Genomic DNA, 22,700 nt, shown 5'->3' on the forward strand with positions numbered 1-22,700 from the left:
GGACTCGGCGGCGGCGACGGACTCCTGCGACACGATCGCGACACGACGGCGGAGGCGCCGGGACACCGCCGCGGCATCGTTCGGACCCATGACCAAAACGCGGACTCCTCTCCTCGGCCTGACCAAGACGACAGGCGCCGCCCTCGGCCTGGCCAAGACGGCAGGTGCCATCCTCACCCTGACCGGTCTGCTCCTGCCGGCCGCCGCCTGTTCCAGCGGTACGCCCAGGGCGACCGGCACGCCCCGGCCGGCCGGCGCGACCGCCCGCCCGGCCCTGTCCAAGGTCCTGTTCCTCGGCGACTCCATCGCCGCGGGTGAGGCGCTGCCCCTGACCGCCGCGTTCAAGGCCGGCGGCGTCGGGTTCCAGTCGATCGCCGCCGACGGCGGCGGGAACGTCGTAGGACCGTTCTCCGAACACAACTGGACGAAGCTGCCCGGACAGATCGCCTCCGCCGCGCCCACCGTGCTCGTCTACCAGATCACCACCTACGACTGGGGCGGCCCACGGACGCAGCAGGCCGCCTACGAGAAGCTGCTGACCACCGTGACCGGGGCGGGCGCGAGACTCGTCTTCGTCACCGCGCCGCCGATCAGGCCCGACGACTTCTACCGGCCGCACCTGGCCGACCTGGCCCGCGCCCCGGGCGCCGCCCGGGCGGTCGCGGCCCGGGCCTCGGGCCGGGCCACCGTCCTCGACGCCGGCGCGGTGTGGGGCCACACCTACCAGCGGATCGAAGACGGCAGAACCTACCGCAGCACCGACGGCATCCACACCTGCCCGCAGGGCGCCGCGCGCTTCACCGGCTGGCTGCTCACCGAACTGGCCAAGCTGTTCCCCGGCTTCACCCCGCCGGCTCCGCAGTCCTGGGCCAACACGGGCTGGTCCGGCAACGCCCGCTTCCACGGCTGCTGATCCCCGGCCCGTCCCCGCGGATTCGACGGCCGACGCCTCTCTAGACGGTGCGTTCAGGCCGGTGATGCGACCGGTAGGTCAGACGTTGCACCGGGTCTTCCGGTACCGGCCGGCTTCCGGTACCGGCCGGCGGATGTACGGCCGCCGGCGCAGGTCCCGCACGTCGTTGGGCGGGACCTGCGGGCTCGGCGAGGGTCAGCCCATGTGCGGGTAGCGGTGACCGGTCGGCGGGACGAAGGTCTCCTTGATGGTCCGGGTGGACGTCCAGCGCAGCAGGTTCTGCGCGGAGCCGGCCTTGTCGTTGGTGCCCGAGGCGCGTCCGCCGCCGAAGGGCTGCTGGCCGACGACCGCGCCGGTGGGCTTGTCGTTGATGTAGAAGTTGCCGGCGGCGAACCGCAGCGCCTCGGTGGCGCGGGCGATGGCGACCCGGTCCCGGGCGAAGATCGCGCCGGTCAGGGCGTACGGGCTGACCGACTCCATCTGGGCGAGCATCGGCTCGTAGGCGGCGTCGTCGTAGACGTGGACGGCCAGGATCGGGCCGAAGAACTCGGTGCGGAACACCTCGTCCCCCGGGTCGTCGCAGACCAGCACGGTCGGGCGGACGAAGTAGCCCTCGGTGTCATCGCAGGTCCCACCCGCCAGGACGTCGATGGCGGGATCCTTGGCCGCGCGTTCCAGGACGTCCTTGAGCCGGCCGAAGGACCGGGCGTCGATCACCGCGCCGCCGAAGTTGCGCAGGTCCCGTACGTCTCCCATGGTGAGCGCCTCGGTCTCGGCGACCAGTTCGTCCCTGATCCGCTCCCAGAGGGAGCGCGGGACGTAGGCGCGGGAGGCCGCGGAGCACTTCTGCCCCTGGTACTCGAACGCGCCGCGGATCAGCGCGGTGACCAGCGCCGCCGGGTCCGCCGAGGAGTGCGCGACGACGAAGTCCTTGCCGCCGGTCTCGCCGACCAGACGCGGATAGGAGCGGTAGCCGGAGAGGTGCTCCCCGACGGTGCGCCACAGGTGCTGGAAGGTCGCGGTCGAGCCGGTGAAGTGCACGCCCGCCAGGTCGGGGTCGGTCAGGACGACGTCGGAGACGGCGCGGCCGTCCCCGGTGACCATGTTGATCACGCCGGGCGGCAGCCCGGCCTCCTCCAGCAGCCGCAGGGTGAAGTGCGCGGCGAACTGCTGGGTGGGCGACGGCTTCCAGATCACGGTGTTGCCCATCAGGGCGGGCGCGGTCGGCAGGTTCGCGGCGATCGCGGTGAAGTTGAACGGGGTGACCGCGTAGACGAAGCCCTCCAGCGGCCGGTGGTCGGCGCGGTTCCACACGCCGGGCGACGAGACGGGCTGTTCGGCCAGGATCTGGCGGGCGTAGTGAACGTTGAACCGCCAGAAGTCGGCCAGCTCGCAGGGCGCGTCGATCTCGGCCTGCTGGGCGGTCTTGGACTGGCCCAGCATGGTCGCGGCGGCGATCGTCTCCCGCCAGGGCCCCGACAGCAGGTCGGCGGCGCGCAGGAGGATCGCCGCCCGGTCGTCGAAGTCGAGCGCCCGCCAGCCGGGGGCGGCCCGGCGGGCGGCGTCCAGGGCGTCCCGCGCGTCGGCGTGGTCGGCGTTGGCGGTGGTGCCCAGCACCTCACGGTGGCTGTGCGGCTGGACGACCGGGATCCGTTCGCCGCCGCCCATTCGTTCCCGGCCGTCGATCGTGCAGGTCAGCTCGGCGCCGCCGGCCGACAGCTCGGCCAGCCGGGCCTCCAGCCGGGCGCGCTCGGGGCTGCCGGGCCGGTAGTCGTGCACCGGCTCGTTGGCCGGGGCGGGGACGCAGGTGATGGCGTCCATCGAACCTCCTGGGTCAGTGGCGGGTGAAGGAGTGCAGGATCAGTGGCGGGTGGTGAAGGAGCGCAGGAAGAAGGCGAGATTCGCCGGCCGCTCGGCCAGCCGGCGCATGAAGTAGCCGTACCAGTCGGCGCCGTAGGGGACGTACGCGCGGATCCGCCGTCCCTCGGCGGCCAGCCGCCGCTGCTCGGCGTCGCGGATGCCGTACAGCATCTGGAACTCGTAGGTGTCGGCTGAGCGGCCGTGCCTCTCGGCGAGCCGGAGGGCCAGCTCGATCATCCGGGGGTCGTGCGAGGCGACCATCGGGTAGCCGTCTCCGGCCATGAGGATCCGCAGGCAGCGCGCGTAGGCCAGGTCCACGTCCCGCTTGCTCTGGTAGGCCACGGAGGCGGGTTCCTTGTAGGCGCCCTTGACCAGGCGCACCCGCGATCCCTCGACGGCCAGGGCACGTACGTCGTCCTCGGTGCGCAGCAGGTACGCCTGCAGGACGGCGCCCGTACGCGGGAAGTCGCGGCGCAGCTCCGCGAGGATCCCCAGGGTGGAGTCGACGGTGGTGTGGTCCTCCATGTCGAGCGTGACGGTGGTGCCGATCGCCTCGGCGGCCTCGCACACCCGGCGGGCGCCCGTCAGGGCGAGGTCGTGGCCGCCGGGCAGACCCTGACCGAACGCCGAGAGTTTGACCGAGACCTCGGCACGCCCGCCCAGCCCCGTGCCGCCGAGCGCGTCCAGCAGCGCGAGGTAGGCGTCGCGGTTGCGGTGGGCCTGCGCGACCTCGGTGATGTCCTCGCCCAGGTGGTCGAGGGTGACCTCGATGCCGTCGGCGGTCAGCGCCTCGACGACCTGCAGCGCCTCGGGCAGCCCGTCCCCGGCGATGAAACGGTCGACGACCGGCCGGGTCACGGGGGTCCGGCTCACGAGCCGGTGCATCCGGTCACTGCGCGAGGCGGCGAGCAAGACAGGGCCCAGCACTGGCGACCTCCCAGGTCAAGCAGGGGTTATCGATGCCTCGAAGGTAGGAGCCGCGCGGTGCGGTCGCCATCGACAGCGGTCACGATCTCGGGCACCGCGCCTTGTACATTTGTATGAAATGAGCGATTACCAGAGCCTGGTGGACGAGGTGTCGGCGCTTCTCCAGGCACCGGTGACGCTGGAGGACCGGGAGTTCACCCTCATCGCCTTCAGCTCCCACGAGGACGACCTGGACCCGGTCCGTACCCGCTCGATCCTGCGCCGTCGCTCCACCCCGGCGGTACGCGCCTGGTTCGAGGGCTTCGGGATCGCGCACGCGACCGGCCCGACCCGCACCCCCGCGGACCCCGCCGCGGGGATCCGCGCCCGGTTGTGCCTGCCGGCCCGGCACGAGGGCGCCCTGTACGGCTACCTGTGGCTGCTGGACGACGGCGCCGTCGACCCCGCCGATCCCCGCATGACCCGCGTGATGGCCCTGGCGACCCGGGCCGGACGGCTGCTGGCCGCCGACACCTGGCAGGGAGAGGCCGCGCCGCGGGCCTTCGCGCAGCTGCTGTCGGGCTCGGCCGCGGAGCGCGCCGAGGCCGCCCGGACCCTCGGCGCCCTGCGGCATCCGGCCTCCACGTCCGCGTCCGTCACCGTCGTCTGGGTGAGCCCCGCCCCGTACCTCGCCGCCCGGCTTCCGTACGGCGTGCCGGCCCATCGGAGCGAGGGCGGCCTGGCGCTTCTCGTGCCGCTGCCGGACCGCACCGGCACCGCCTCCGCTCGGGCGATCGCCGCCGCGCTGCTCGATCCGGGAACCGGCTCACACCGGGCGCTCGCGGGCGTGGGCGGCGCCAGGACGGACCTGCTCGATGTACCGCACTCCTGGCGGGAGGCCCGGTCGGCCGTACGGGCGGCCTGCGCCGAACCGCGGCTCGGGCCCGTGGCGTGCTGGGACGAGCTGGGCGCCTACCGGCTGATCGCCGCGCCCCCGATGGCGACACCCGTGGCGCCGCCCGCCGACCCGGTACTGATCCCGCTCCTGGGCCCCGCGCGCGCCGAACTGCTGCGCACCGCCGAGACGTACCTGGACCACGCCGGCCATGCCCAGCGCACCGCCGAGGCCCTGTCGGTGCACCGGCAGACCCTGTACTACCGGCTGTCCAGGATCAAGGCGCTGACCGGCCTGGACCTGGACTCCGGAGCGGACCGTCTCCTGCTGCACCTGGCCATCAAGACCTTCCGCCTGGCCACCGCGCCCGAGGCCCCGGCCGGCGCCCGGGACCCGGACGCCGAGAACTGAAAACGGCGCCCGGGCGGAGAAGACGGGGGCGCTGACGCTTTGACCGGAAAAGCGTCAAGTAAGCGGTGAAAGGTCGTTGACACCCCGAAAGCCGCGATTTACCGTCCATGCGATCACTTCCGAACACGGTTCGGTATTTCGAACAGTGGAGGCGACGTCGCGAAATGAAGGTTCTGTCACAACTTCGCCGTGCGCGAAAAGCACTGATCTCGGCGGGCGCGGCGGTCGCGCTCGCCGGCGGCCTCCAGGCCGGCATACCCGCCTCCTCACAGGCCGCGACGTCGCAGCCCTGTGACATCTACGCGAGCGGCGGCACGCCCTGCGTCGCGGCGCACAGCACGACCCGTGCGCTGTACGCGTCCTACAACGGGCCGCTCTACCAGGTGCGCCGCTCCTCGGACAACACCACGCGCGACATCGGCGTGCTGAGCGCCGGCGGGGTCGCCGACGCCGCCGCACAGGACTCGTTCTGTTCCGGCACGAGCTGCGTCATCACCGTCATCTACGACCAGTCCGGCCGGGGCAACAACCTCACCCAGGCACCCGGCGGCGGCGCGGCCGGCGGGCCGGACAACCTCGCGAACGCCACGGCGGCGCCGACCACGGTGGGCGGCCACAAGGCCTACGGCGTCTACGTCGCGCCCGGCACCGGCTACCGCAACAACCACACCAACGGCATCGCGACCGGTGACCAGCCGGAGGGGATGTACGCCATCTTCGACGGCACCCACTACAACGGCGGCTGCTGCTTCGACTACGGCAACGCCGAGACCAGCAGCAACGACACCGGCAACGGCCACATGGAGGCCATCTACTTCGGCAACATCAAGGTCTGGGGTTACGGCGCGGGCAACGGCCCGTGGATCATGGCGGACCTGGAGAACGGCCTGTTCTCCGGCGTGAACCAGCACTACAACGCCAACGACCCGACGATCAACTACCGGTACACCACCGCCATCATCAAGGGCGAGCCGAACCACTGGGCCATCCGGGGCGGCAACGCCCAGTCGGGCGGGCTGTCGACCTTCTACAACGGCGTACGGCCCAACGTCTCCGGCTACAACCCGATGCACAAGGAAGGCGCCATCATCCTCGGAATCGGCGGCGACAACAGCAAGGGCGCCGCCGGCACGTTCTACGAGGGCGTCATGACCTCCGGCTACCCCTCGGACACCACCGAGAACGCGGTACAGGCCAACATCACGGCCGCCGGTTACGCGACGTCGAGCGGCGGCGGTGGCACGGGCGGAACGCTCACCCCCGGCTCGTCGGTCTCCCTGCGCGCGACGACGGCCTGCTGCACGGACCGCTACATCCGGCACCAGAACGACCAGGCCGTCACGTCGGTGATCAACTCGTCCAGCTCGTCCCTGGACAAGAACGACGCCACGTGGATCGTGCACAGCGGACTGGCCAGCAGCTCGTGCGTGTCGTTCGAGTCGAAGAACTACCCCGGTGACTACCTGCGGCACCAGAACTTCCAGGTGTACCGGCAGACCAACGACGGGAGCGCGCAGTTCGCCGCGGACGCCACCTTCTGCCCGCAGAGCGGCAAGAACGGCCAGGGCGTCTCGCTGGCCTCCTACAACTACCCGGACCGGTTCATCCGGCACTACAACAACACCGTCTACGTGGCCAGCAACGGCGGCTCGCACACCTTCGACAGCTCGACCTCCTGGACCGACGACGTGAGCTGGGTCGTCGAGGCCCCCTGGGCCTAGACACCGGCCGCTCGAACGGAGCCGTCCCCGGTCCCCGGGGGCGGCTCCGCGCCGTTGAAAGACGGATGAAAGGCCACGCCCGCTCGCCGGCGGCGTCCGTCCGCCGCGACCAGCGGCATCGGCGGGCGTCCCTCGTGGGGCGTTCACGGCACCTTGACACCGTTCGCCCGGCACTCATACTCCCGCTCAGATATCCAGTATCTCGGCATGTGTTCGAGATATCGAACAGGGAGCATACGTGCGACAGGGCAACTCTCCACCTCGCCGGTGGTGGCGCGCCACGGCCACGGCCGCCGGCGCCGTCACGCTCGCGCTCGCCGGCGCCGCGGCGGTCGGAACGCAGATGGCATCGTCGGCCACGACAGGCTGCCGGGTCGACTACTCGATCAGCTCGCAGTGGTCCGGAGGCTTCACCGCCGCCGTGACGGTCACCAACCTCGGCGAGGCGGTCAACGGCTGGCGACTCACGTGGAGCTTCCCGGCCGGGCAGACCATCAGCCAGCTGTGGAACGGGTCCTCCACCCAGTCGGGTGCGCAGGTGACCGTCACCAACGCCTCGTACAACGGCGCCATCGCGAGCGGCGCCGGCGTCGACCTCGGGTTCAACGGCACGTGGACCGGCAGCAACCCGGTCCCGACCTCGTTCGCCCTCAACGGCACGACGTGCACGGGCAGTGTCACCGGAACGCCCACGGACACGCCCACCCCGCCGCCGTCCTCCCAGCTGCCGTGCGACATCTACGCGAGCGGCGGCACGCCGTGCGTCGCGGCGCACAGCACGACCCGTGCGCTGTACGCGTCGTACAACGGGCCGCTCTACCAGGTGCGCCGTTCCTCGGACAACACCACCCGCACCATCGGCGTGCTGAGCGCCGGCGGAGTCGCCGACGCCGCCGCGCAGGACTCGTTCTGCTCCGGCACGACCTGCCTCATCACCGTCATCTACGACCAGTCCGGCCGGGGCAACAACCTCACCCAGGCGCCTCCCGGCGGGTTCTCCGGCCCGGCCGCGGGCGGCTACGACAACCTCGCGAACGCCACCGCCGCACCGACCACGGTGAACGGCCACAAGGCCTACGGCGTCTACGTCGCGCCCGGCACCGGCTACCGCGACAACACCACGAACGGCATCGCGAAGGGCGACCAGCCGGAGGGGATGTACGCCGTCTTCGACGGCACCCACTACAACGGCGGCTGCTGCTTCGACTACGGCAACGCCGAGACCAACAGCCGGGACAACGGCAACGGGACGATGGAGGCCATCTACTTCGGCAACATCAAGGTCTGGGGCTACGGCACCGGCAACGGGCCCTGGATCATGGCCGACCTGGAGAACGGCCTGTACTCCGGCCGGAACGCCGGTTACAACGCGAACGACCCCACCATCGGCCACCGGTACACGACCGCCATCGTCAAGGGCGAGCCGAACCACTGGGCCATCCGGGGCGGCGACGCCCAGTCGGGCGGGCTGTCCACGTTCTACGACGGGCAGCGCCCCAACGTCTCGGGCTACAACCCGATGAAGAAGGAAGGCGCCATCATCCTCGGAATCGGCGGCGACAACAGCCACGGTTCCGCGGGGACCTTCTACGAGGGCGTCATGACCTCCGGCTACCCCTCGGACGCCACCGAGAACGCGGTGCAGGCCGACATCACGGCCGCCGGTTACCGCTGACCCCGCCGCGGCCCGCCGTCCCGTACGCGCCGGGGGCGGGCCGCGCGCCCTCTCCACCCACGGCACCGACGAGGAGATCTCCCTCATGGCAGAACAGACCCCACCACCTCAGGCACCGGCGGGCGCCCCGGCCCGCCGGATCCGGTCCGGCTCCCGCGCCCGGACGCTGCGGTCGGCCGTCGCCGCGATCGCCGCCCTGGCGGCGATGATCGCGCTGACGGTCGCCACCTGGCCCGCGTCCGCCGCCGGCAATCCGTACCAGCGAGGTCCGGACCCCACCTTGGCCAGTGTCGCGGCGAGCCGGGGGACCTTCGCCACCGCGCAGGTCAGCGTGCCGGCCGGCAACGGCTTCAACGGCGGCACGATCTACTACCCGACCGACAGCAGCCAGGGGACCTGGGGCGCGGTCGCGATCGTGCCCGGCTACACCGCGCTGTTCGCCAACGAAGAGGCCTGGATGGGGCCCTGGCTGGCGTCCTTCGGGTTCGTCGTCATCGGCATCGAGACCAACAGCCGCACCGACTTCGACACCGCGCGGGGCACCCAGCTGCTGGCCGCGCTGGACTACCTCACCCAGAAGAGTCCCGTACGGGACCGGGTCGACTCCGCCCGGCTGGGCGTGATCGGGCACTCCATGGGAGGCGGCGGCGTCGTCTACGCCACCGAGCACCGGCCGTCGCTGAAGGCCGCGGTCGCTCTCGCGCCCTTCTCCCCCTCGCAGGACATGTCGACCGACCACGTGCCGACGATGGTCATGGGCGGGCAGAACGACACGGTGGTCACCCCGTCCTACCTCGACGGCCTGTACGCGACCATGCCCGCCTCGACGCAGAGCGACTTCGTCCAGCTGGCCGGCGCCGACCACGTGGCCTACACGCACCCGAACACCACCGAGATGCGGCTGCTCATCCCCTGGCTGAAGATCTTCCTCGACGACGACACGCGCTACACGCAGTTCCTGTGCCCGCTGATGGACTCGACGGGCGTCTCGGCGTACCACAGCAAGTGCCCGTACGTTCCGCCGGGTGGATCGACGTCCACGCCCACGCCCACTCCGACGATCACTCCGACGCCGCCGCCCTCCGGCGGGGCCTGCAGCGCGACCTACCGCACCGTCAACTCCTGGTCCGGCGGATACCAGGGTGAGGTCACGGTGACGGCGGGCGACGCGGCGATCAACGGGTGGACCGTCCGGTGGAACCTCGGCGGAGGCCAGACCGTCACCCAGGTCTGGAACGGCACGCTGAGTACGAGCGGCTCCACCGCCACCGTGGCGAACGCGTCGTACAACGGCTCGCTCCAGGCGTCCGCGTCGACCACGTTCGGGTTCCTCGCGAACGGAACGCCGTCGACGCCGGCGCTCGCCTGCACGAGTCCCTGAGGACGACCGTCACACCGCCGGTTGCGGCCATCCTTTTTGGCCGCAACCGGCCGAAAGATCCGTCTCGTCCGTATTTGAGCCTTACGATCCGGCGCGTCGAAAGACTCAACAGCGCGAACGGGAGGGTCATGACTGCGGAGTTGACGGACGAGGATCTCCTCCGGATGGACCGGCTGCCGATGGCCGACGACCGCGGCGAGGGCTACGCGATCCTGCGCGCGGCCGGGCCCGTGGTGCGGTCCGACGCCGGGTATCTCGTCACCACACGCGAACTGGCCGAGCACGTGTTCAAGCACCCCGGGACGTTCTCGTCGCAGCAGGCGTTCGACACGCTCGGCAGCCCCGTTCCGCTGGTGCCCATCGCCTTCGACCCGCCGGACCACACCCGCTACCGCCGCCTGCTCCAGCCGTTCTTCACGCCCCGCGCGGCGGCGTCCCTGGAGCAGGCCGTACGTGACCAGGTGACCGCGCTCGTCGACGCCGTCGCCGGACGCGGCTCCTGCGACGTGGTCGCCGAGCTCGCGCGGCCGGTGCCGGCGGCGGTGTTCCTCACGCTGTTCGGGATGCCCGCCCGCGACCTCGACCGCCTCCTCACCTGGCGCGAGGTCATCATCCAGATGGCCGACCTGTCCGGTACGGCCGAGGCGCCCCCCGAGGTGACACGGTCGGCGGGCGAGTTGTTCGCCTACGTCAGCGCGCACGTCGCCGAGTGCCGGGCGGGCCGGGCCGGCGGCCTCCTGCGGGACCTGTTCGACGACGACTCGGCGGACGAACCGCTCACCGACCAGGAGGCCGTCGGCCTCTGCTTCCTCTTCGTCCTGGCGGGCATCGACTCCGTGACCAACGCGCTGAGCCTGATGTTCGCCAAGCTGGCGACGCGCCCGGAACTGCGCCGCCGGCTCGCCGGGGACCCGGCCGCGATCCCGGCGGCGATCGAGGAGATGCTGCGGATCGACCCGGCCAACGCCGTCGTCCCCCGGGTGGCCACCAGGGACGTCGTCCTCGATGGCGTGCACATCCCGGCGGGCTCCCCCGTCGGAGTGGCCGTCGGCGCCGCCAACCGCGACCCCGGGGAACTGGCCGACCCGGACGCCTTCGACCCGGGCCGCGAGTACAACAACCTCACCTGGGGCAGCGGACCGCACCGGTGCCTCGGCGTCCATCTGGCCCGGACCGAGCTGCGGGTCGTCCTGGAGGAGTGGCACCGGCGGATTCCCGAGTACGAACTCGCTCCCGGCGCCCGGCCGCAGGTGGTCTGGCCGACCGGGGTCATCGGCATCGACAGCGTTCCCCTGGTCTTCCCGGCCGGGTAGGCGCCCGACCACGGCCCGGTACGGCGGTGGTGAGCCTCCGTACCGGGCCGGGCGCGGACCGCGGACCGGAGTTCAGGGGACGAGGAGGAGCTTGCCGGTGGTCGCGCGGGACTCGATGTCGCGGTGCGCCCGCGCGGCGTCCTTCAGCGGGTAGCGCCTGCCGATCTCGACCCGGAGCCGTCCCTCCCGCACCAGGTCGAAGATCTCCGCGCTGTGGCGCAGCAGCGCCTCACGGGTCGGGATGTGGTCGTGGAAGACCGGATAGCAGATCTTGATGCTGTTGGGCAGATCGGTGATGGTCACGACGGGGAGCGAGCCGATGAGGACGCCGTAGTACAGCAGCGTGCCGTTCCTGCGCACGACCCGCATCGACGCGCGGAACGTCGTCTCTCCCCCTCCCTCGAACACGGTGTGCACGCCCTCACCGCCGGTCAGCTCCAGGACCGGTTCGACGAAGGCGCCGCCGGTGGAGACCACGACGTGGTCCGCCCCGATCCGGCGGGCCAGGTCCGCCTTCTCGGCGGTCGAGGTCACCCCGATCACGCTCCCGCCGCGCGCCTTGATGAGCTGGATCAGCTTCTGGCCGAGCCCGCCCGCCGCCGCGTGGACCAGCGTCACCTGCCCCGGCTCGACCGGCGCGGCCTCGGTGACGAAGTGGTGCGCGGTGATGCCCTGCATCATCACGCTCGCCGCCACCTCGTCGGAGATGTCATCCGGTACGGGCACTGCGCTCGCGGCCGGCAGCACCAACTGCTCGGCGTACGAGCCGTAGGCGTAGACCCAGGCGACCCGGTCGCCGACGCGGACCCCGGTCACGCCCTCGCCCAGCGCACTGACCCGTCCGGCCCCCTCCACACCCGGGACGAACGGCGCCGGGCCCACCGCCGTACCGCTCCGCCGCGTGCCGGTGTCCATGAAGTTGACCCCGGCCACCGCGACGTCGACGCGGATCTCACCGGGACCCGGAACCGGTGTCGGGCGCTCCCCGATCCGCAGTTCCTCCGGGCCGCCGAGCCGTTCAACGATGATCGCCTGCATTGTCCTGCACCTTCCTGTCGGTTCGGCGCCCACACTCGCCCGAATAAAATGGACCGGCAAGTCCAGAACCGGGGGTGCCATGCTGACCGCCAAGGGAGCCGCGACCCGGCGCCGCATCATCGAGGGCGCGGCCGCCGAGATCCGGGAGAACGGCATCGCCGGACTGACGCTGGACGACGTCCGCGCCCGCACCGCGACCAGCAAGAGCCAGATCTTCCACTACTTCCCCGGCGGCAAGGAGGAGCTCCTGCTCGCCGTCGCCGCCCGCGAGGCGGACCAGGTCATCGAGGACCAGCAGCCGCACCTCGGCGACCTGACCACCTGGCAGGCATGGCAGGACTGGCGCGACGCGGTGGTCCGGCGGTACGAGCAGCAGGGCGTCGACTGCCCGCTGGGAATGCTGATCACCGAGCTCGGCCGTACGACTCCGGCGGCGCAGGCGCTCACCGCACGGCTGCTCGACCGGTGGCAGGCGGCCCTGCGGGCGGGGGTCGCGCGCATGCAGGAGACCGGCGAGGTCGACCGGCGGCTGGACGCCGACCGCACCGCCGCCGCGCTGGTCGCCGCGGTGCAGGGCGGGGTGGTCATCCTGATGTCGACCGGCCGGATCACCCACCTGGAGGCCGCCCTGGACACCTCTCTGGCGCTGCTGCGCCACAGCGCCGTCCAGGTGTGACCGCGGCCGGCGGCCGGGAGGACGCGGGAGTCAGGCTCCCGTGGGGCCGAATCGCTCGGTCTTGATCTTGCGTGCGTCGTGGCCGAGCGCCAGGAGGATGTCGGCGGCGGACTCGACGAACCCGGTCGGTCCGCAGACGAAGCAGTCCGGCGCGAACTCCGCGGGCCAGCCGCCGGAGTTCAGGTCGGCGACGGTGAGTCTCCCCGGCGGGCGGGACGAGCCCTCGGGCGTCGCACGGGTATAGATGGGGGTGACGTCGACGCCGGGGTCGGGCCGGCGCAGCTCCGCCGCGTAGTACCGGTCGGCGGGCGTGCGCACCGAGTAGACGAGGCGGAACGGCGTACTGCTGCCGGCCTGGCGGCGGGCCCGGATCATCGCCATGAGCGGCACGATCCCCGACCCGCCGGCCACCAGCAGCACCGGATTCGTCTCGGCGGGCCGCCAGACGAACCACCCGCCGATGGGACCGCGGAGCTCCACCGGATCGCCTGGGGACAGTCCCTCGGTGAGGTAGGAGGACACCTCGCCGTCGGCGATGTCCTGCACGGTCAGCTCGACCCGGTCACCGTCGGCGGGCGCGGCCAGCGAGTAGCTGCGCTGGGCGCTGTAGCCGTCCTCGGCGGTGAGCCGTACGTCGACGTGCTGCCCGGCCAGGTGACCGGGCCAGCCGGGCACGTCGAACACCAGGGTCCGGGCCGTCGCCGTCTCCGCGCGCGTCTCGGCGAGCCGGGCGACGCGCCAGGTCAGTCGCCCTGGTACCGCTGCTCGCGCCATGGGTCTCCGTAGTCGTGGTAACCGGCCGTCTCCCAGAAGCCCGGCTCGTCCTCGTCGAGCAGCCGGATGCCGCGCACCCACTTGGCGGACTTCCAGAAGTACAGGTGGGGGACGAGCAGCCGGGCCGGGCCGCCGTGCTCGGAGGCGAGGTCCGCGCCGTCGTAGCGGTACGCGATCCACGCCTGCCCGTCCAGCAGGTCCTCCAGCGGGAGGTTGGTGGTGTAGCCGCCGTAGCAGTGGATCAGCGCGTAGTCGGCCGCGGTGTCGACGTCGGCCAGCAGGGTGTCCAGTGAGACGCCCTCCCACCGGGTGCCGAGCTTGGACCACTTGGTGACGCAGTGGATGTCCACCGTCGGCGTCTCACTGGGCAGCGCCATCAGTTCCCGCCAGTCCCAGCGGTGCTCCTCCCCCGTCTCGGTCGTGACGGTGAACTCCCACTCCTCCCGGCGCACCCGGGGCGTCGGACCGGCCGACAGGACCGGGAAGTCCTCGGTCAGATACTGCCCCGGCGGAAGCTCGACCTCCGCCCGCCGGCCCCGGCCGTGGAATCCCGGTGACACGATGCCCATCATCGGCTCCTCTCGCTGGTTCCCCCGTGACGCGTCCGGCGGCTACGCCGTCAGCGTCACCACGGCCTCGCCGGTGTACGCCAGGAACGTCAGGGTCTCCTGGAAGTACAGCTGGACGGTGTCCGCGTCGTGGGACAGGTAGCCGATGGACAGGTCCTCGCCGATGCGCAGTTCGAAGTCGCCGCCGCGCGTCGACAGCAGGAACGCTCCATCGATTGCGGGCGCCCAGACGATCTCCCCGTCCAGGACGCGGGCGATGTGCTCGTGGATCGGGTAGCCGTGGTCGGAGGTCTCGTTGACGGCGGTGTAGGCGTCGGCGCTGAGCACCAGCGCGTACGGCCCGCCGACGCCCGCCAGCCGCAGGGCGCTCACCGCCCGGCTGACGGCGTCCGGGTACTCGCGCACGTCACCGGGCAGGGCCAGCACCGGATTCGCGGAGGTCTCGCGGAGCCCGGTGATGCCCCCGGCGGCGTAGCCCTGGAAGATCGCCCGGTCCTCGGCGAACGCGATCCGCCGGGCGGCGTCCTTCACCGGCTGCCAGTCGGCGTCACGCGCGCCGCGCTCGACCGCGTCGACCTCCCGGCGGTCGACGGTGAACGGCACCCGCAGCTCGATGAGCGGCTGGGACCGCCGGGTGTACGCGGCGATGCCCTCGGCGGGCGCGGCGATCGGGTCGAGGTGCCCGGTGGAGACGGCGGACAACTCGATCCCGCCCGGGTCCGGGACGTCGACCACGCGGCGACCGGCGACGTGCCGGCGGAAGGTCCGCCGCGCCTCCTCTTCCAGGTCGGCCCACGCGGCGTCGGAGATGGGCGCGAGTTCGCGGTGCAGGTTGTTCAACGGAAGGTGCTCCTGTTCAGACCGCCGATTCCCAGCGAACCGTCGGAGGGGCTGTGCGGCCCGTCGGGGGCCGTGTCCGCCGTGACCGCGGCGGCGTCCGTACCGAAGTCCTCGGTCGCGGCGGCGCCTTCGGTGGCCTCCGGCGGGAGGTCTTCGAGGAAGTCGGAGGTCGGCACGAAGAAGAGCGTGCCGGTCACCGGGGTGGAGAAGTCGAGGATCCGGTCGTGGTTCCCCGGCGGGTCGCCGATGAACATGTTCTGGAGCATCTTCTCGGTGACCGACGGCGTGCGGGCGTAGCCGATGAAGTAGGTGCCGAACTCCCCGCGGCCGGCGTTCCCGAACGGCATGTTGTCGCGCAGGATCTGGCGTTCGGTGCCGTCGGGGTCGGTGATGGTGGTCAGGGCGACGTGGGAGTTGGACGGCTTGACGTCGTCGTCCAGCTCGACGTTCTCCAGCTTCGTACGGCCGATGATCCGCTCCTGCGCCTCCACCGGCAGGGCGTTCCATCCCTCCAGGTCGTGCAGGTACTTCTGCACGATCACGTAGCTCCCGCCGGCGAAGGCGGGGTCCTCGTCGCCGATCAGGACCGCGGTCGCCGCGGCGGGGCCCACCGGGTTCTCGGTGCCGTCGACGAAGCCGAGCAGATCGCGCACGTCGAAGTACATGAACCCCTGCACCTCGTCCTGGACCGTGACGGCGCCGCGCAGCCGGTTCATGATCTGGGACGCCAGTTCGAAGCACAGGTCGAGCTTCTCGGCGCGGAGGTGGAAGAGCAGGTCGCCCGGGGTCGCGACCGCGCGGTGCACGGCCCCGGCCACCTCGCGGAACGGGTGCAGCTCGGCGGGCCGTGGACCGTCGAACAGGCGGTCCCAGGCGTCCGCCCCGATGCCGGCGACGCAGCTCAGCCTGCCGTCCGGCACCCGGAAACCCACCGACCGCGTCAGCCCCGCCAGGTCGGCCAGCAGGTCCCGTACCTTCGGCTCACCGCCGGGATCGACCGTCAGCACGAGGAAGACGGCGGCGGTCGTCAGCGGACTCAGCACCGGCTGCGGCACGCCGGCCCCCTCGGACTCCGCCATCCGGTTCCCCCCTTTTACGCACGCTTCGCGAAGCTTCAGACGCTTCGCCAAAGCGTGCCATGGGGAGACTCGCCCCCGCTCCCCGGGGTGGCTCGTACGGCGCCGGTCAGGCGGGTGTGTTCGCTCTGCGGCGCACCACCCGGCGATGCCGTCGCCGGGACGGTCCGGAATCGCGCTCCGTGACGTACAGGGGGCAGGTCGTGATCGTACGGCGGAGCGGGCCGGTTCCCGGATCGTTGGCCTGGATCGCCAGGCTGACCAGGGACTGCAACAGGAAGAGATCGCCGTCGGTGTCCAGGCGGACCTGCACCCAGCCGGTGACCGTGGGGAGGTCGACGCGGCCCGAGGCGGTCAGAGCGGTGCCGAGCCTGGAGATGACCTCCTGAGTGAGGAGGACCTCCGCCAGGCCCTCCCGGTGAAGATGAACGATCTGCAGGCCGCGCAGGGCCAGGGCACGGCCGGGCGGACAGTCGGCGCGGCACTCCGTCAGCGGCCAGTCCCGGAATCGGTCGATCACCAGGTCGGCGTACGAGATGGTGCGGTGTCCTGGGCTCATGGATGCCAGAGTGACGGAATACCCGACGGTAGAGCGGATCAGCGGATGACCTGGTGCGATCCGCCCTTTCCTGGTTCTCTCCCAGAATTCCTGGTGCCTTCCTGGAATCCTCCCGGGCGACGCCTTCGACCGTACAGCCGGGGACGAGTATGCGAACTTTCGGATAACTGGCGGTTCCAGCACCGATTCCGGCGGGATCTTTTAGCGGGGACGCCGCGTGACGCGCGCCCGCGGCGAGAAGGTGCGAGACGGACGGAGCGGGCGTTGGACTCCCATGTCGGCCGGAAGGCGGAGTTCACCCGCGACCTGGCCGCCCGTCTGGACGGGACCGATCCGGGCGTGCTGGCGGACCGCACCGGGCTGCTCGAGGCGACGGTCCGCACGATGCTGGCCGGCGACGGTGAGCTGATGTCCTGGGAGGTCGTCAGCGCGTGCCTGGCCGCGGCGGGCGCCGACGGCGTCGAGGTGGGCGGGCTGCGCGGCCGGTGGGCCGCGGCCGAGGACGCTCTGTGGGAGGAATGGGGCGAGGAACTCCGCGCGGCGTTCGAACGGAACGGGCACGGCAAACCCTCGAAGGCGGTCGAGGCGTACCGGGAGAAGGTCCCGTGGCGGCAGCTGACCGAGCGGTATCCGGTGACCTTCAAGCCCTGGACCGAGCCCGCGTTCGCCGCGGACCGGCGGCTGCCCGACCCGTCGACGGCGGGTGACATCCGCGACTTCTACGCGCTCCTGGCGAAGCTGCGGGAGTGGGCGGGCGCGCCCCGGCAGACGGAGATCGAGAAACGCTCGTGGGGCACGCTCCCCGACGCCACGATCAGCGCGATGCTCCAGAAGGACCGCTGGCGCTCGACCAGCGACCGGGAACGCGCCAGAATCGGCCACTTCGCGCGGGCCTGCGGGTTGCCCGCCGCCGAGGTCGCGCGCTGGGACGAGGCGTACGAACGGCTCCGGCACGTGCCTCCGACGGACGACCTGGCCCGCGCCCGCGCCGAAGCGACCGAGCTGCGGCGGCGGCTCGCCGCCGCTCAGGCCGAGGCGAACGAGCTCCGGGAACGCCTGTCCGAGACCGAACGACCCGGGGAACACCCGGCCGGGGCGGAGGAGCCCCGCGAACGCCCGGCCGAAGCGCACGAATTGCGGGAACATCCCGCCGAAGCGGGCGAGCTCCGGGGACGCCCGGCGGAAGCGGACGGACTGCGGGAACGCCCGGCCGGGGCCGAGGCGCTCTCGGAACCTCCGGCGGCCGGCGGTCGGCGAGACGCGGAACGGGAGCCCGGCCCGGAGACGGAGGGGCGGCCGCGGCCGCGATGGTCCTCGCGCAGGCGGCGAACGCTGTCGGCCGCCGCCGCGGTGCTGGTGTTCGGCGCCGGCGCCGGGGCGGGCCGGCTGGCGGGTGACGGCACGTCGGCGGCGGAACGGCCCGAGTGCTTCTCCGGAACGCTCCACCTGGTCGGCTCCACCGCCTTCGAGCGGACGGCCGACATCCTCCGGCGGGGGTACGAGGCCCGCTGCCGGGACGCCCGGATCGAGGTGAGCGCGATCGGGTCCAACGAGGGAGTACGCGCCCTCACCGCGGACAACGCCGCCTCGACCATCGCGATGCACGACGGCTACCTCGAATCCGACTCCGACGAGATCAGGCTCCGGGGATTCCGGGGGTACCCCGTCGCGCTGGTGGCGTTCGCCGTCATCGCGAACAAGGACACCGGCGTGACCGGCCTGTCCCTGCGGGACCTGCGCTCCATCTACGCGCCGGACGGCCCCACGAGCTGGAAGTCGATCAAGGGCGGCGGCGACCTGCCGATCCGGCTGGTCAGCAGGACCGAGGGGTCGGGGACGCGCGGCATCTTCGAGGAGCACGTCCTGCGCGGGCCCGAGCCGGACCTGTCGTCCAGCGACTGCCGGCGCAAGGACGACCTCCGAGCGTCGATGCACGTCATACGGTGCGAACGCAGCACGCAGGGCCAGGTCCTCGACACGGTCGACACGGTCCCCGGTACGATCGGCTACGCCGAGGTGCACGTCGCCTCGGACGCCCGCCGTTACCCCAACGTGCGCATGCTCGCCCTGGACGGCAGGATGCCGACGGCGTCGCCGACGATGGACCGTTACCCGTTCGTCGCCCCGGAGATCTTCTACACCGACGGTCCGCCCCCCAACGGCAGCTCCGCGGCGGCGTTCCTCACCTTCCTCACCGGCGACGACGCGAGGAGGCTGCTCCGCCAGGCGGGCGCACCCGTCTGCGTCGGCCCCGGCTCGCTGATCTCGGCTCCCTGTCAGTTGACGTCCTCCCCCGCCTGAAGGCCGGGGATTCCAACCGCTCTACCTCCACGCCGAGAAGCCGATGAACTGAGTTCGCAGGTCACCGCCGGGCGAGGCGGAGACAACGTTGTCACATCAGCCGGCACGGGGTTCGGGGTCCGTCGGCCACGCGGGGTCGCGGGGCAGGCCGGCGGGATCGCCCGGATGGCCGATCCACCGCTCGAGCTGATCGAGCTGCAGGCGCGCCGTGTCCGCCGCGTGCCGGGCCTCCGCCCGTACGCCGGGATCGTCCGCGAGCGCCGCGGCGTGGTCGAACCAGAGCGCCGCCTCGGCGTGCTGGTCGTCCTCGGCACAGCGGTTGCCGGCCGCGAAGGCCGCGTCGATCAGGTCCTCGCGCGCGATGAGCGGGCCGGCGGCCATGAGGTGACGGGCGATGTGGACGGGATGCCGGTGCGTCAACTCGGTCAGCGCGCGGGCCGCGGCGGCGTGCAGCAGCTGACGGCGCGCCGGCGTGAGGTCCTGCAGCACCAGCTCGCGCACGAGATCGGGCATGATGTACCGCCCCGTGCGGCCGGGGGCGATCCCGTCCTCCCAGTTCAGCACCCGGGCGGTGACGGCCGCGTCGATCAGGGACAGCAGCTCCTCGCGGCTGATCGTCCGGATCCGGAGAAGGAGCTCGGGGTCGAGCTCCCCGCCCGTCACCGCGATGGCCTGCAGCATCGTGAGCACGCGGTCGTCCAGCAGGTCCATGCGCGCGCGCAGCACCCGGCTGATGGACGCGGGAAGCCGCGCCCCCGGGCCCGTACGTTCCTCGCTGGGCAGCTCGAGAATCTCGGTGATGAGGAAGGGGTTCCCCTCGCCGCGCCGGTGCAGCGCGGCCGCCTCCCGCTGATGCAGCTCGCTGCCCGGCACGCTCGGATTGAACGGGGTCGACCGGCTCTGCATCAGCTCGTGGACGTCCGCGACGGTGAGCGGGTCCAGCGGCATGAGCGTGGCGCGGGTCTGCCGGACGAGCAGGGCCAGGAGCTCGCGCAGGCCCGCGTCGTCGGTGTCCTGCGTCGTGCAGACGACGATGAGCGGCACGTCCCGCAGCACCGCGGCGTAGCTGCCGAGCAGGCGCCGGAAACGAGGGCCGGCCCGGTGCAGGTCCTCGATGAGGCAGATGGTGGGCTGCCGGGTCAGTCGCTCCGTCAGCTCACCGGCGATCGCCTCGGAGCCGCCCTCCAGCCCGATGTCCGGGTACGCCATCGAGATCAGCCGGCCGATGGGGTCCGGCCCGTCCCCGCCGTCCGCCTCGCCGCCGATGTCGATGCCGCACCGGACCCACACGGTCTTGAACCCGGCGTCCGCGGCGCGGGAGGCGAACTCCTCGGCCAGCCGCGTCTTGCCGATGCCCCCTTCGCCGGAGAGCACCACCCAGCGGGTACGGCCCCCGCCCGCGTCGCTCAGGATCTCGTCGAACCGGGTCAGTTCGGCGGCCCGGCCGACGATGGACGAGGGCGTGCCCGCCGGGCGCGCCACGAGCGGGACGGGTGTCGTGTGCGACCGGAAGGGCGCCAGGGCCGTCAGGTCCTGGCGGAGCACCGCCACGTGAACGTCGCTGAGCTCGGGCCCCGGCACGGTGCCCAGCTCCTCGGCGAGCAGCGTACGGATCGCCTCGAAACGCTGCAGCGCCTCCGCGGGCCGGCCCGCCAGGTACAGGGCGCGCAGCAGCAACGCCCACGCGGCCTCGCGCAGCGGAGCCCGCGTGGTCAGCTCCTCCGCGATGACGGCCGCCTTGTCGGGCTCGCCCTCGTGGAGGAGGACGGTGGCGTGGAGTTCACCGGCCGCCAGCCGGATCTCCTCCAGCCGCGCGATCTCCCTCTCGGCGAAGGCGTAGTTGGCGGCGTCGGCCAGAGCGGTGCCACGCCACAGGGTCAGTCCGCGCTGCACCTCCCGGCGGGCCTCGGCGAGCCGGCCACGCGTCAGCAGCCCGCGCGCGTGGTTGACCGCCTCCTCGAACCGCGTCGAGTCCCGGGTCTGGGGCGGGGCGTGGAGCGTGTACCCCGCCGACCCGCTGAGCAGGACGGTCTGCCCTCCCCGCCGCGTACGATCCGGCTCCAGCACGGCGCGCAGCCGGCTGATGTGCGAGTGGATGGAGGACATGGCGCCCGCAGGCGGGCTCCCCTCCCACAGGTCCTCGCCCAGGCGGTCCGCCGAGACCGGACGGCTGTCCGCGATCAGCAGCCGGGCAAGGAGAACACGGCGTTTGGGCGGGCCCAGGTCCAGCCGAACGTCACCCGACCAGACCTCCAGCGGACCCAACAGCACGAACCTGAGGTGATCGCTCAATCGTTCGCCTTCCACAGCACGGGCGCGTTTGCCTGCTCGGCCGGCTCAGGGCATGGTTCGCCGGGGACCGGCAAGCCCGCTCGCCGATCAGCCGAACGACCAGACGTGGTCGTCCTTGGGGTCGCACGGGAAGAGGGTGAGCCGGGCGTCCTTCCCCCCGGACCCGTAGTAGCCGGACACGTCGAGGCACAGGCCGCTGGCGTAGTTGCGGATCCAGAAGTGGCGGCTGTACCTCTTCTGGAGGTACCACATCTGGTTGTCGCCCTTTCCGGGTGAGCAGTTGTTCTCCGACAGAGGAGTGGTGGCGTCGTCGGCGCCCCGGCCCGGCGGGTCGAAGCAGAGATCGTCCTTGCTGTTGCGAATGGTGAACAGGTCGGCCCCGTGCGGCCCGGCCCCCTTCATGTTGACCACGAGGTCCCAGAGCTGGTTGTCGCCGTTCGACCGGGTGCAGACGAACTGGTTGATCGGGGTGTTCGGGCTGCCGTTGCCGTAGCCGGGGACGTCGGCGCACAGGCCGGTCATCGTGTTGTGCAGCAGGACGCGCGGTGTCGTGGAGAACTTCGGGCCGGTCGGGCCGCGCCCGCCGCTGCCCGCCGCGCTGACCTTGCCGTCGCCTCCCCCCTTGCTCTTGTGCGCGCCCGCGGCGCCGGCGGCGGCCTTGGCCACGGACTTGCCGGCCTTGGCCGCGCCCTTCTTCGGGCTCGCGGACGCCGACGGTGACGCTGACGCGGTGGGGGTCGGCGAGGCGGGGACGTACGCGCCCGGTGCCGCCTGCCCATCGCCGGTCATCACCCTGTCCGCCGCCGCGGTGGTGCGTTCCCTCCTACCGTCGTGGGAACCCCTGCCGACCAGCAGGATCGGGATCGCGAGCAGGACGACCCCGCCGATCGCCACGGCGGCGAGCACGGGTTTGCGCGGCCGGTCCGGCGGCATCTCGTCGCCGTCCGTCGCGGTGGCGCGGTTCGGTGCCGCGGGCGCCACCGCGACGTTCCGCAGCCACGAGGTGCGCTTCTCCTTCTTGGCGGCCGTGGCGTCCTTCTCGCCCGCCTCGTCGCCGGGCTTGTCACCGGCCCTTCCGTCGGCCGTCGGCTCCGTGGCCGCGTCCGGGGACGCCGGTCCTCCGGCGCCTTCGGAGCCTTCCGCCGGCACGGCCGATCCGGCCTCGCCGGCGCCGGCGGCCTCCCCTCCGGTGGAGGCGGACTCCTCGGCCTCTCCCTCGGGCCTGGAATCGGAGGCCGGAACCCGATCCTCGGCGGGCGTCGAAGGCGAGTCCGAGGTCCGCCCCTCCGCGGGCGTCGAAGCGGAGGCGGACGTCTGCTCCTCCGCGGACGCGGAACCGGAGTCCGACGCCGGCTCGTCCGCGGACGCGGCGCCGGAGGCCGGCGCCAGGTCCTCTGCCGCCTCCACGTCCGTCGCGGGCATCTCGACCGGCCGGCGGATGCCGAGCGGCTTCGTGCGGTCGCCGGATCCCGACTGGGAAGACACGATGTTTCTCCTTCG

General features: G+C 72.2%; 18 protein-coding genes. 8 read left to right on the forward strand and 10 right to left on the reverse strand.

The genetic code is table 11. The features are described 5' to 3' along the window. Positions 1-88: 88 nt before the first annotated feature. Positions 89-913 (forward strand): SGNH/GDSL hydrolase family protein, encoded by an 825-nt coding sequence (locus NDW01_RS26320; protein ID WP_252824962.1) that lies wholly within the window; start codon positions 89-91, stop codon positions 911-913. A gap of 195 nt (positions 914-1,108) precedes the next feature. Here the strand turns inward: NDW01_RS26320 and pruA are convergent, their stop codons facing one another. Together pruA and NDW01_RS26330 are read right to left on the reverse strand one after the other, a co-directional pair. Continuing rightward, entirely contained in the window at positions 1,109-2,734 is a 1,626-nt protein-coding gene (gene pruA, locus NDW01_RS26325) for an L-glutamate gamma-semialdehyde dehydrogenase (RefSeq protein ID WP_252824964.1), read from the reverse strand. A gap of 39 nt (positions 2,735-2,773) precedes the next feature. Continuing rightward, on the reverse strand, positions 2,774-3,700 hold the full coding sequence (locus tag NDW01_RS26330; protein WP_252824966.1) for a proline dehydrogenase family protein: 927 nt from the start codon (positions 3,698-3,700) through the stop codon (positions 2,774-2,776). Between the two features lie 118 nt (positions 3,701-3,818). On the opposite strand from NDW01_RS26330, the gene NDW01_RS26335 reads away from it, so the two are divergent. The 5 genes from NDW01_RS26335 to NDW01_RS26355 all read left to right on the forward strand — a co-directional run bounded on the left by NDW01_RS26335 (position 3,819) and on the right by NDW01_RS26355 (position 11,075). Then, complete coding sequence (locus NDW01_RS26335) at positions 3,819-4,985, forward strand: PucR family transcriptional regulator (RefSeq protein ID WP_252824968.1); 1,167 nt, start codon at positions 3,819-3,821, stop codon at positions 4,983-4,985. Between the two features lie 164 nt (positions 4,986-5,149). After that, positions 5,150-6,706: an alpha-L-arabinofuranosidase B gene (locus tag NDW01_RS26340; RefSeq protein ID WP_252824970.1), complete on the forward strand. Its 1,557-nt coding sequence runs from the start codon at positions 5,150-5,152 to the stop codon at positions 6,704-6,706. A gap of 238 nt (positions 6,707-6,944) precedes the next feature. Continuing rightward, positions 6,945-8,381: an arabinofuranosidase catalytic domain-containing protein gene (locus tag NDW01_RS26345; protein WP_252824972.1), complete on the forward strand. Its 1,437-nt coding sequence runs from the start codon at positions 6,945-6,947 to the stop codon at positions 8,379-8,381. An 85-nt stretch (positions 8,382-8,466) separates the two neighbouring features. After that, the gene (locus tag NDW01_RS26350; RefSeq protein WP_252824975.1) at positions 8,467-9,762 is read left to right on the forward strand and encodes a poly(ethylene terephthalate) hydrolase family protein; all 1,296 of its coding nucleotides are present in this window, start codon (positions 8,467-8,469) and stop codon (positions 9,760-9,762) included. Between the two features lie 128 nt (positions 9,763-9,890). Beyond that, positions 9,891-11,075 (forward strand): cytochrome P450, encoded by a 1,185-nt coding sequence (locus NDW01_RS26355; protein WP_252824978.1) that lies wholly within the window; start codon positions 9,891-9,893, stop codon positions 11,073-11,075. A gap of 72 nt (positions 11,076-11,147) precedes the next feature. On the opposite strand, the gene NDW01_RS26360 is transcribed toward NDW01_RS26355, so the two are convergent. Then, complete coding sequence (locus NDW01_RS26360; RefSeq protein WP_252824982.1) at positions 11,148-12,113, reverse strand: quinone oxidoreductase family protein; 966 nt, start codon at positions 12,111-12,113, stop codon at positions 11,148-11,150. A 79-nt stretch (positions 12,114-12,192) separates the two neighbouring features. Here NDW01_RS26360 and NDW01_RS26365 point away from each other — a divergent pair, with 79 nt between their 5' ends. Next, positions 12,193-12,789 (forward strand): TetR/AcrR family transcriptional regulator, encoded by a 597-nt coding sequence (locus tag NDW01_RS26365; protein ID WP_252824984.1) that lies wholly within the window; start codon positions 12,193-12,195, stop codon positions 12,787-12,789. Positions 12,790-12,819: 30 nt separating this feature from the next. Here NDW01_RS26365 and NDW01_RS26370 read toward each other — a convergent pair whose 3' ends face one another. From NDW01_RS26370 to NDW01_RS26390, 5 genes are all read right to left on the reverse strand, one after another. After that, complete coding sequence (locus NDW01_RS26370; RefSeq protein WP_252824986.1) at positions 12,820-13,563, reverse strand: ferredoxin reductase; 744 nt, start codon at positions 13,561-13,563, stop codon at positions 12,820-12,822. After that, on the reverse strand, positions 13,533-14,132 hold the full coding sequence (locus NDW01_RS26375; RefSeq protein WP_252824989.1) for a sulfite oxidase-like oxidoreductase: 600 nt from the start codon (positions 14,130-14,132) through the stop codon (positions 13,533-13,535). The genes NDW01_RS26370 and NDW01_RS26375 overlap by 31 nt, the downstream gene beginning before the upstream one ends. A 42-nt stretch (positions 14,133-14,174) precedes the next feature. Further along, positions 14,175-14,972: a family 1 encapsulin nanocompartment shell protein gene (locus tag NDW01_RS26380; protein WP_252824991.1), complete on the reverse strand. Its 798-nt coding sequence runs from the start codon at positions 14,970-14,972 to the stop codon at positions 14,175-14,177. Continuing rightward, positions 14,969-16,051, reverse strand: coding sequence for a Dyp-type peroxidase (locus NDW01_RS26385; protein ID WP_252824993.1), 1,083 nt, complete (start codon positions 16,049-16,051; stop codon positions 14,969-14,971). The genes NDW01_RS26380 and NDW01_RS26385 overlap by 4 nt, the downstream gene beginning before the upstream one ends. A gap of 106 nt (positions 16,052-16,157) precedes the next feature. Beyond that, complete coding sequence (locus NDW01_RS26390; RefSeq protein ID WP_252824995.1) at positions 16,158-16,607, reverse strand: luciferase domain-containing protein; 450 nt, start codon at positions 16,605-16,607, stop codon at positions 16,158-16,160. Between the two features lie 264 nt (positions 16,608-16,871). Between NDW01_RS26390 and NDW01_RS26395 the strand changes: the two genes are divergently transcribed. After that, a complete protein-coding gene (locus tag NDW01_RS26395) occupies positions 16,872-18,908 on the forward strand; it encodes a substrate-binding domain-containing protein (protein WP_252824997.1) in 2,037 nt (678 codons plus the stop codon). 96 nt (positions 18,909-19,004) lie between these two features. Here NDW01_RS26395 and NDW01_RS26400 read toward each other — a convergent pair whose 3' ends face one another. Both NDW01_RS26400 and NDW01_RS43970 read right to left on the reverse strand, forming a co-directional pair. Beyond that, positions 19,005-21,200 carry a BTAD domain-containing putative transcriptional regulator gene (locus NDW01_RS26400; RefSeq protein WP_252825000.1) on the reverse strand — a complete coding sequence of 732 codons (2,196 nt, stop codon included), beginning with the start codon at positions 21,198-21,200 and terminating at the stop codon, positions 19,005-19,007. 87 nt (positions 21,201-21,287) lie between these two features. Continuing rightward, the gene (locus tag NDW01_RS43970) at positions 21,288-22,685 is read right to left on the reverse strand and encodes an RICIN domain-containing protein (RefSeq protein WP_308211782.1); all 1,398 of its coding nucleotides are present in this window, start codon (positions 22,683-22,685) and stop codon (positions 21,288-21,290) included. Between the last annotated feature and the right edge of the window lie 15 nt (positions 22,686-22,700).

It is taken from the genome of Actinoallomurus soli (assembly GCF_024055715.1).
GTDB classification, from domain to species: domain Bacteria; phylum Actinomycetota; class Actinomycetes; order Streptosporangiales; family Streptosporangiaceae; genus Actinoallomurus; species Actinoallomurus soli.

Excerpts from the sequence above, each read along its gene's own strand:
- NDW01_RS26320 (WP_252824962.1), top strand. The coding sequence starts at position 89 with ATGACCAAAACGCGGACTCCTCTCCTCGGCCTGACCAAGACGACAGGC.
- pruA (WP_252824964.1), bottom strand. The coding sequence starts at position 2,734 with ATGGACGCCATCACCTGCGTCCCCGCCCCGGCCAACGAGCCGGTGCAC.
- NDW01_RS26335 (WP_252824968.1), top strand. The coding sequence starts at position 3,819 with ATGAGCGATTACCAGAGCCTGGTGGACGAGGTGTCGGCGCTTCTCCAG.
- NDW01_RS26340 (WP_252824970.1), top strand. The coding sequence starts at position 5,150 with ATGAAGGTTCTGTCACAACTTCGCCGTGCGCGAAAAGCACTGATCTCG.
- NDW01_RS26350 (WP_252824975.1), top strand. The coding sequence starts at position 8,467 with ATGGCAGAACAGACCCCACCACCTCAGGCACCGGCGGGCGCCCCGGCC.
- NDW01_RS26355 (WP_252824978.1), top strand. The coding sequence starts at position 9,891 with ATGACTGCGGAGTTGACGGACGAGGATCTCCTCCGGATGGACCGGCTG.
- NDW01_RS26360 (WP_252824982.1), bottom strand. The coding sequence starts at position 12,113 with ATGCAGGCGATCATCGTTGAACGGCTCGGCGGCCCGGAGGAACTGCGG.
- NDW01_RS26365 (WP_252824984.1), top strand. The coding sequence starts at position 12,193 with ATGCTGACCGCCAAGGGAGCCGCGACCCGGCGCCGCATCATCGAGGGC.
- NDW01_RS26370 (WP_252824986.1), bottom strand. The coding sequence starts at position 13,563 with ATGGCGCGAGCAGCGGTACCAGGGCGACTGACCTGGCGCGTCGCCCGG.
- NDW01_RS26375 (WP_252824989.1), bottom strand. The coding sequence starts at position 14,132 with ATGGGCATCGTGTCACCGGGATTCCACGGCCGGGGCCGGCGGGCGGAG.
- NDW01_RS26385 (WP_252824993.1), bottom strand. The coding sequence starts at position 16,051 with ATGGCGGAGTCCGAGGGGGCCGGCGTGCCGCAGCCGGTGCTGAGTCCG.
- NDW01_RS26390 (WP_252824995.1), bottom strand. The coding sequence starts at position 16,607 with ATGAGCCCAGGACACCGCACCATCTCGTACGCCGACCTGGTGATCGAC.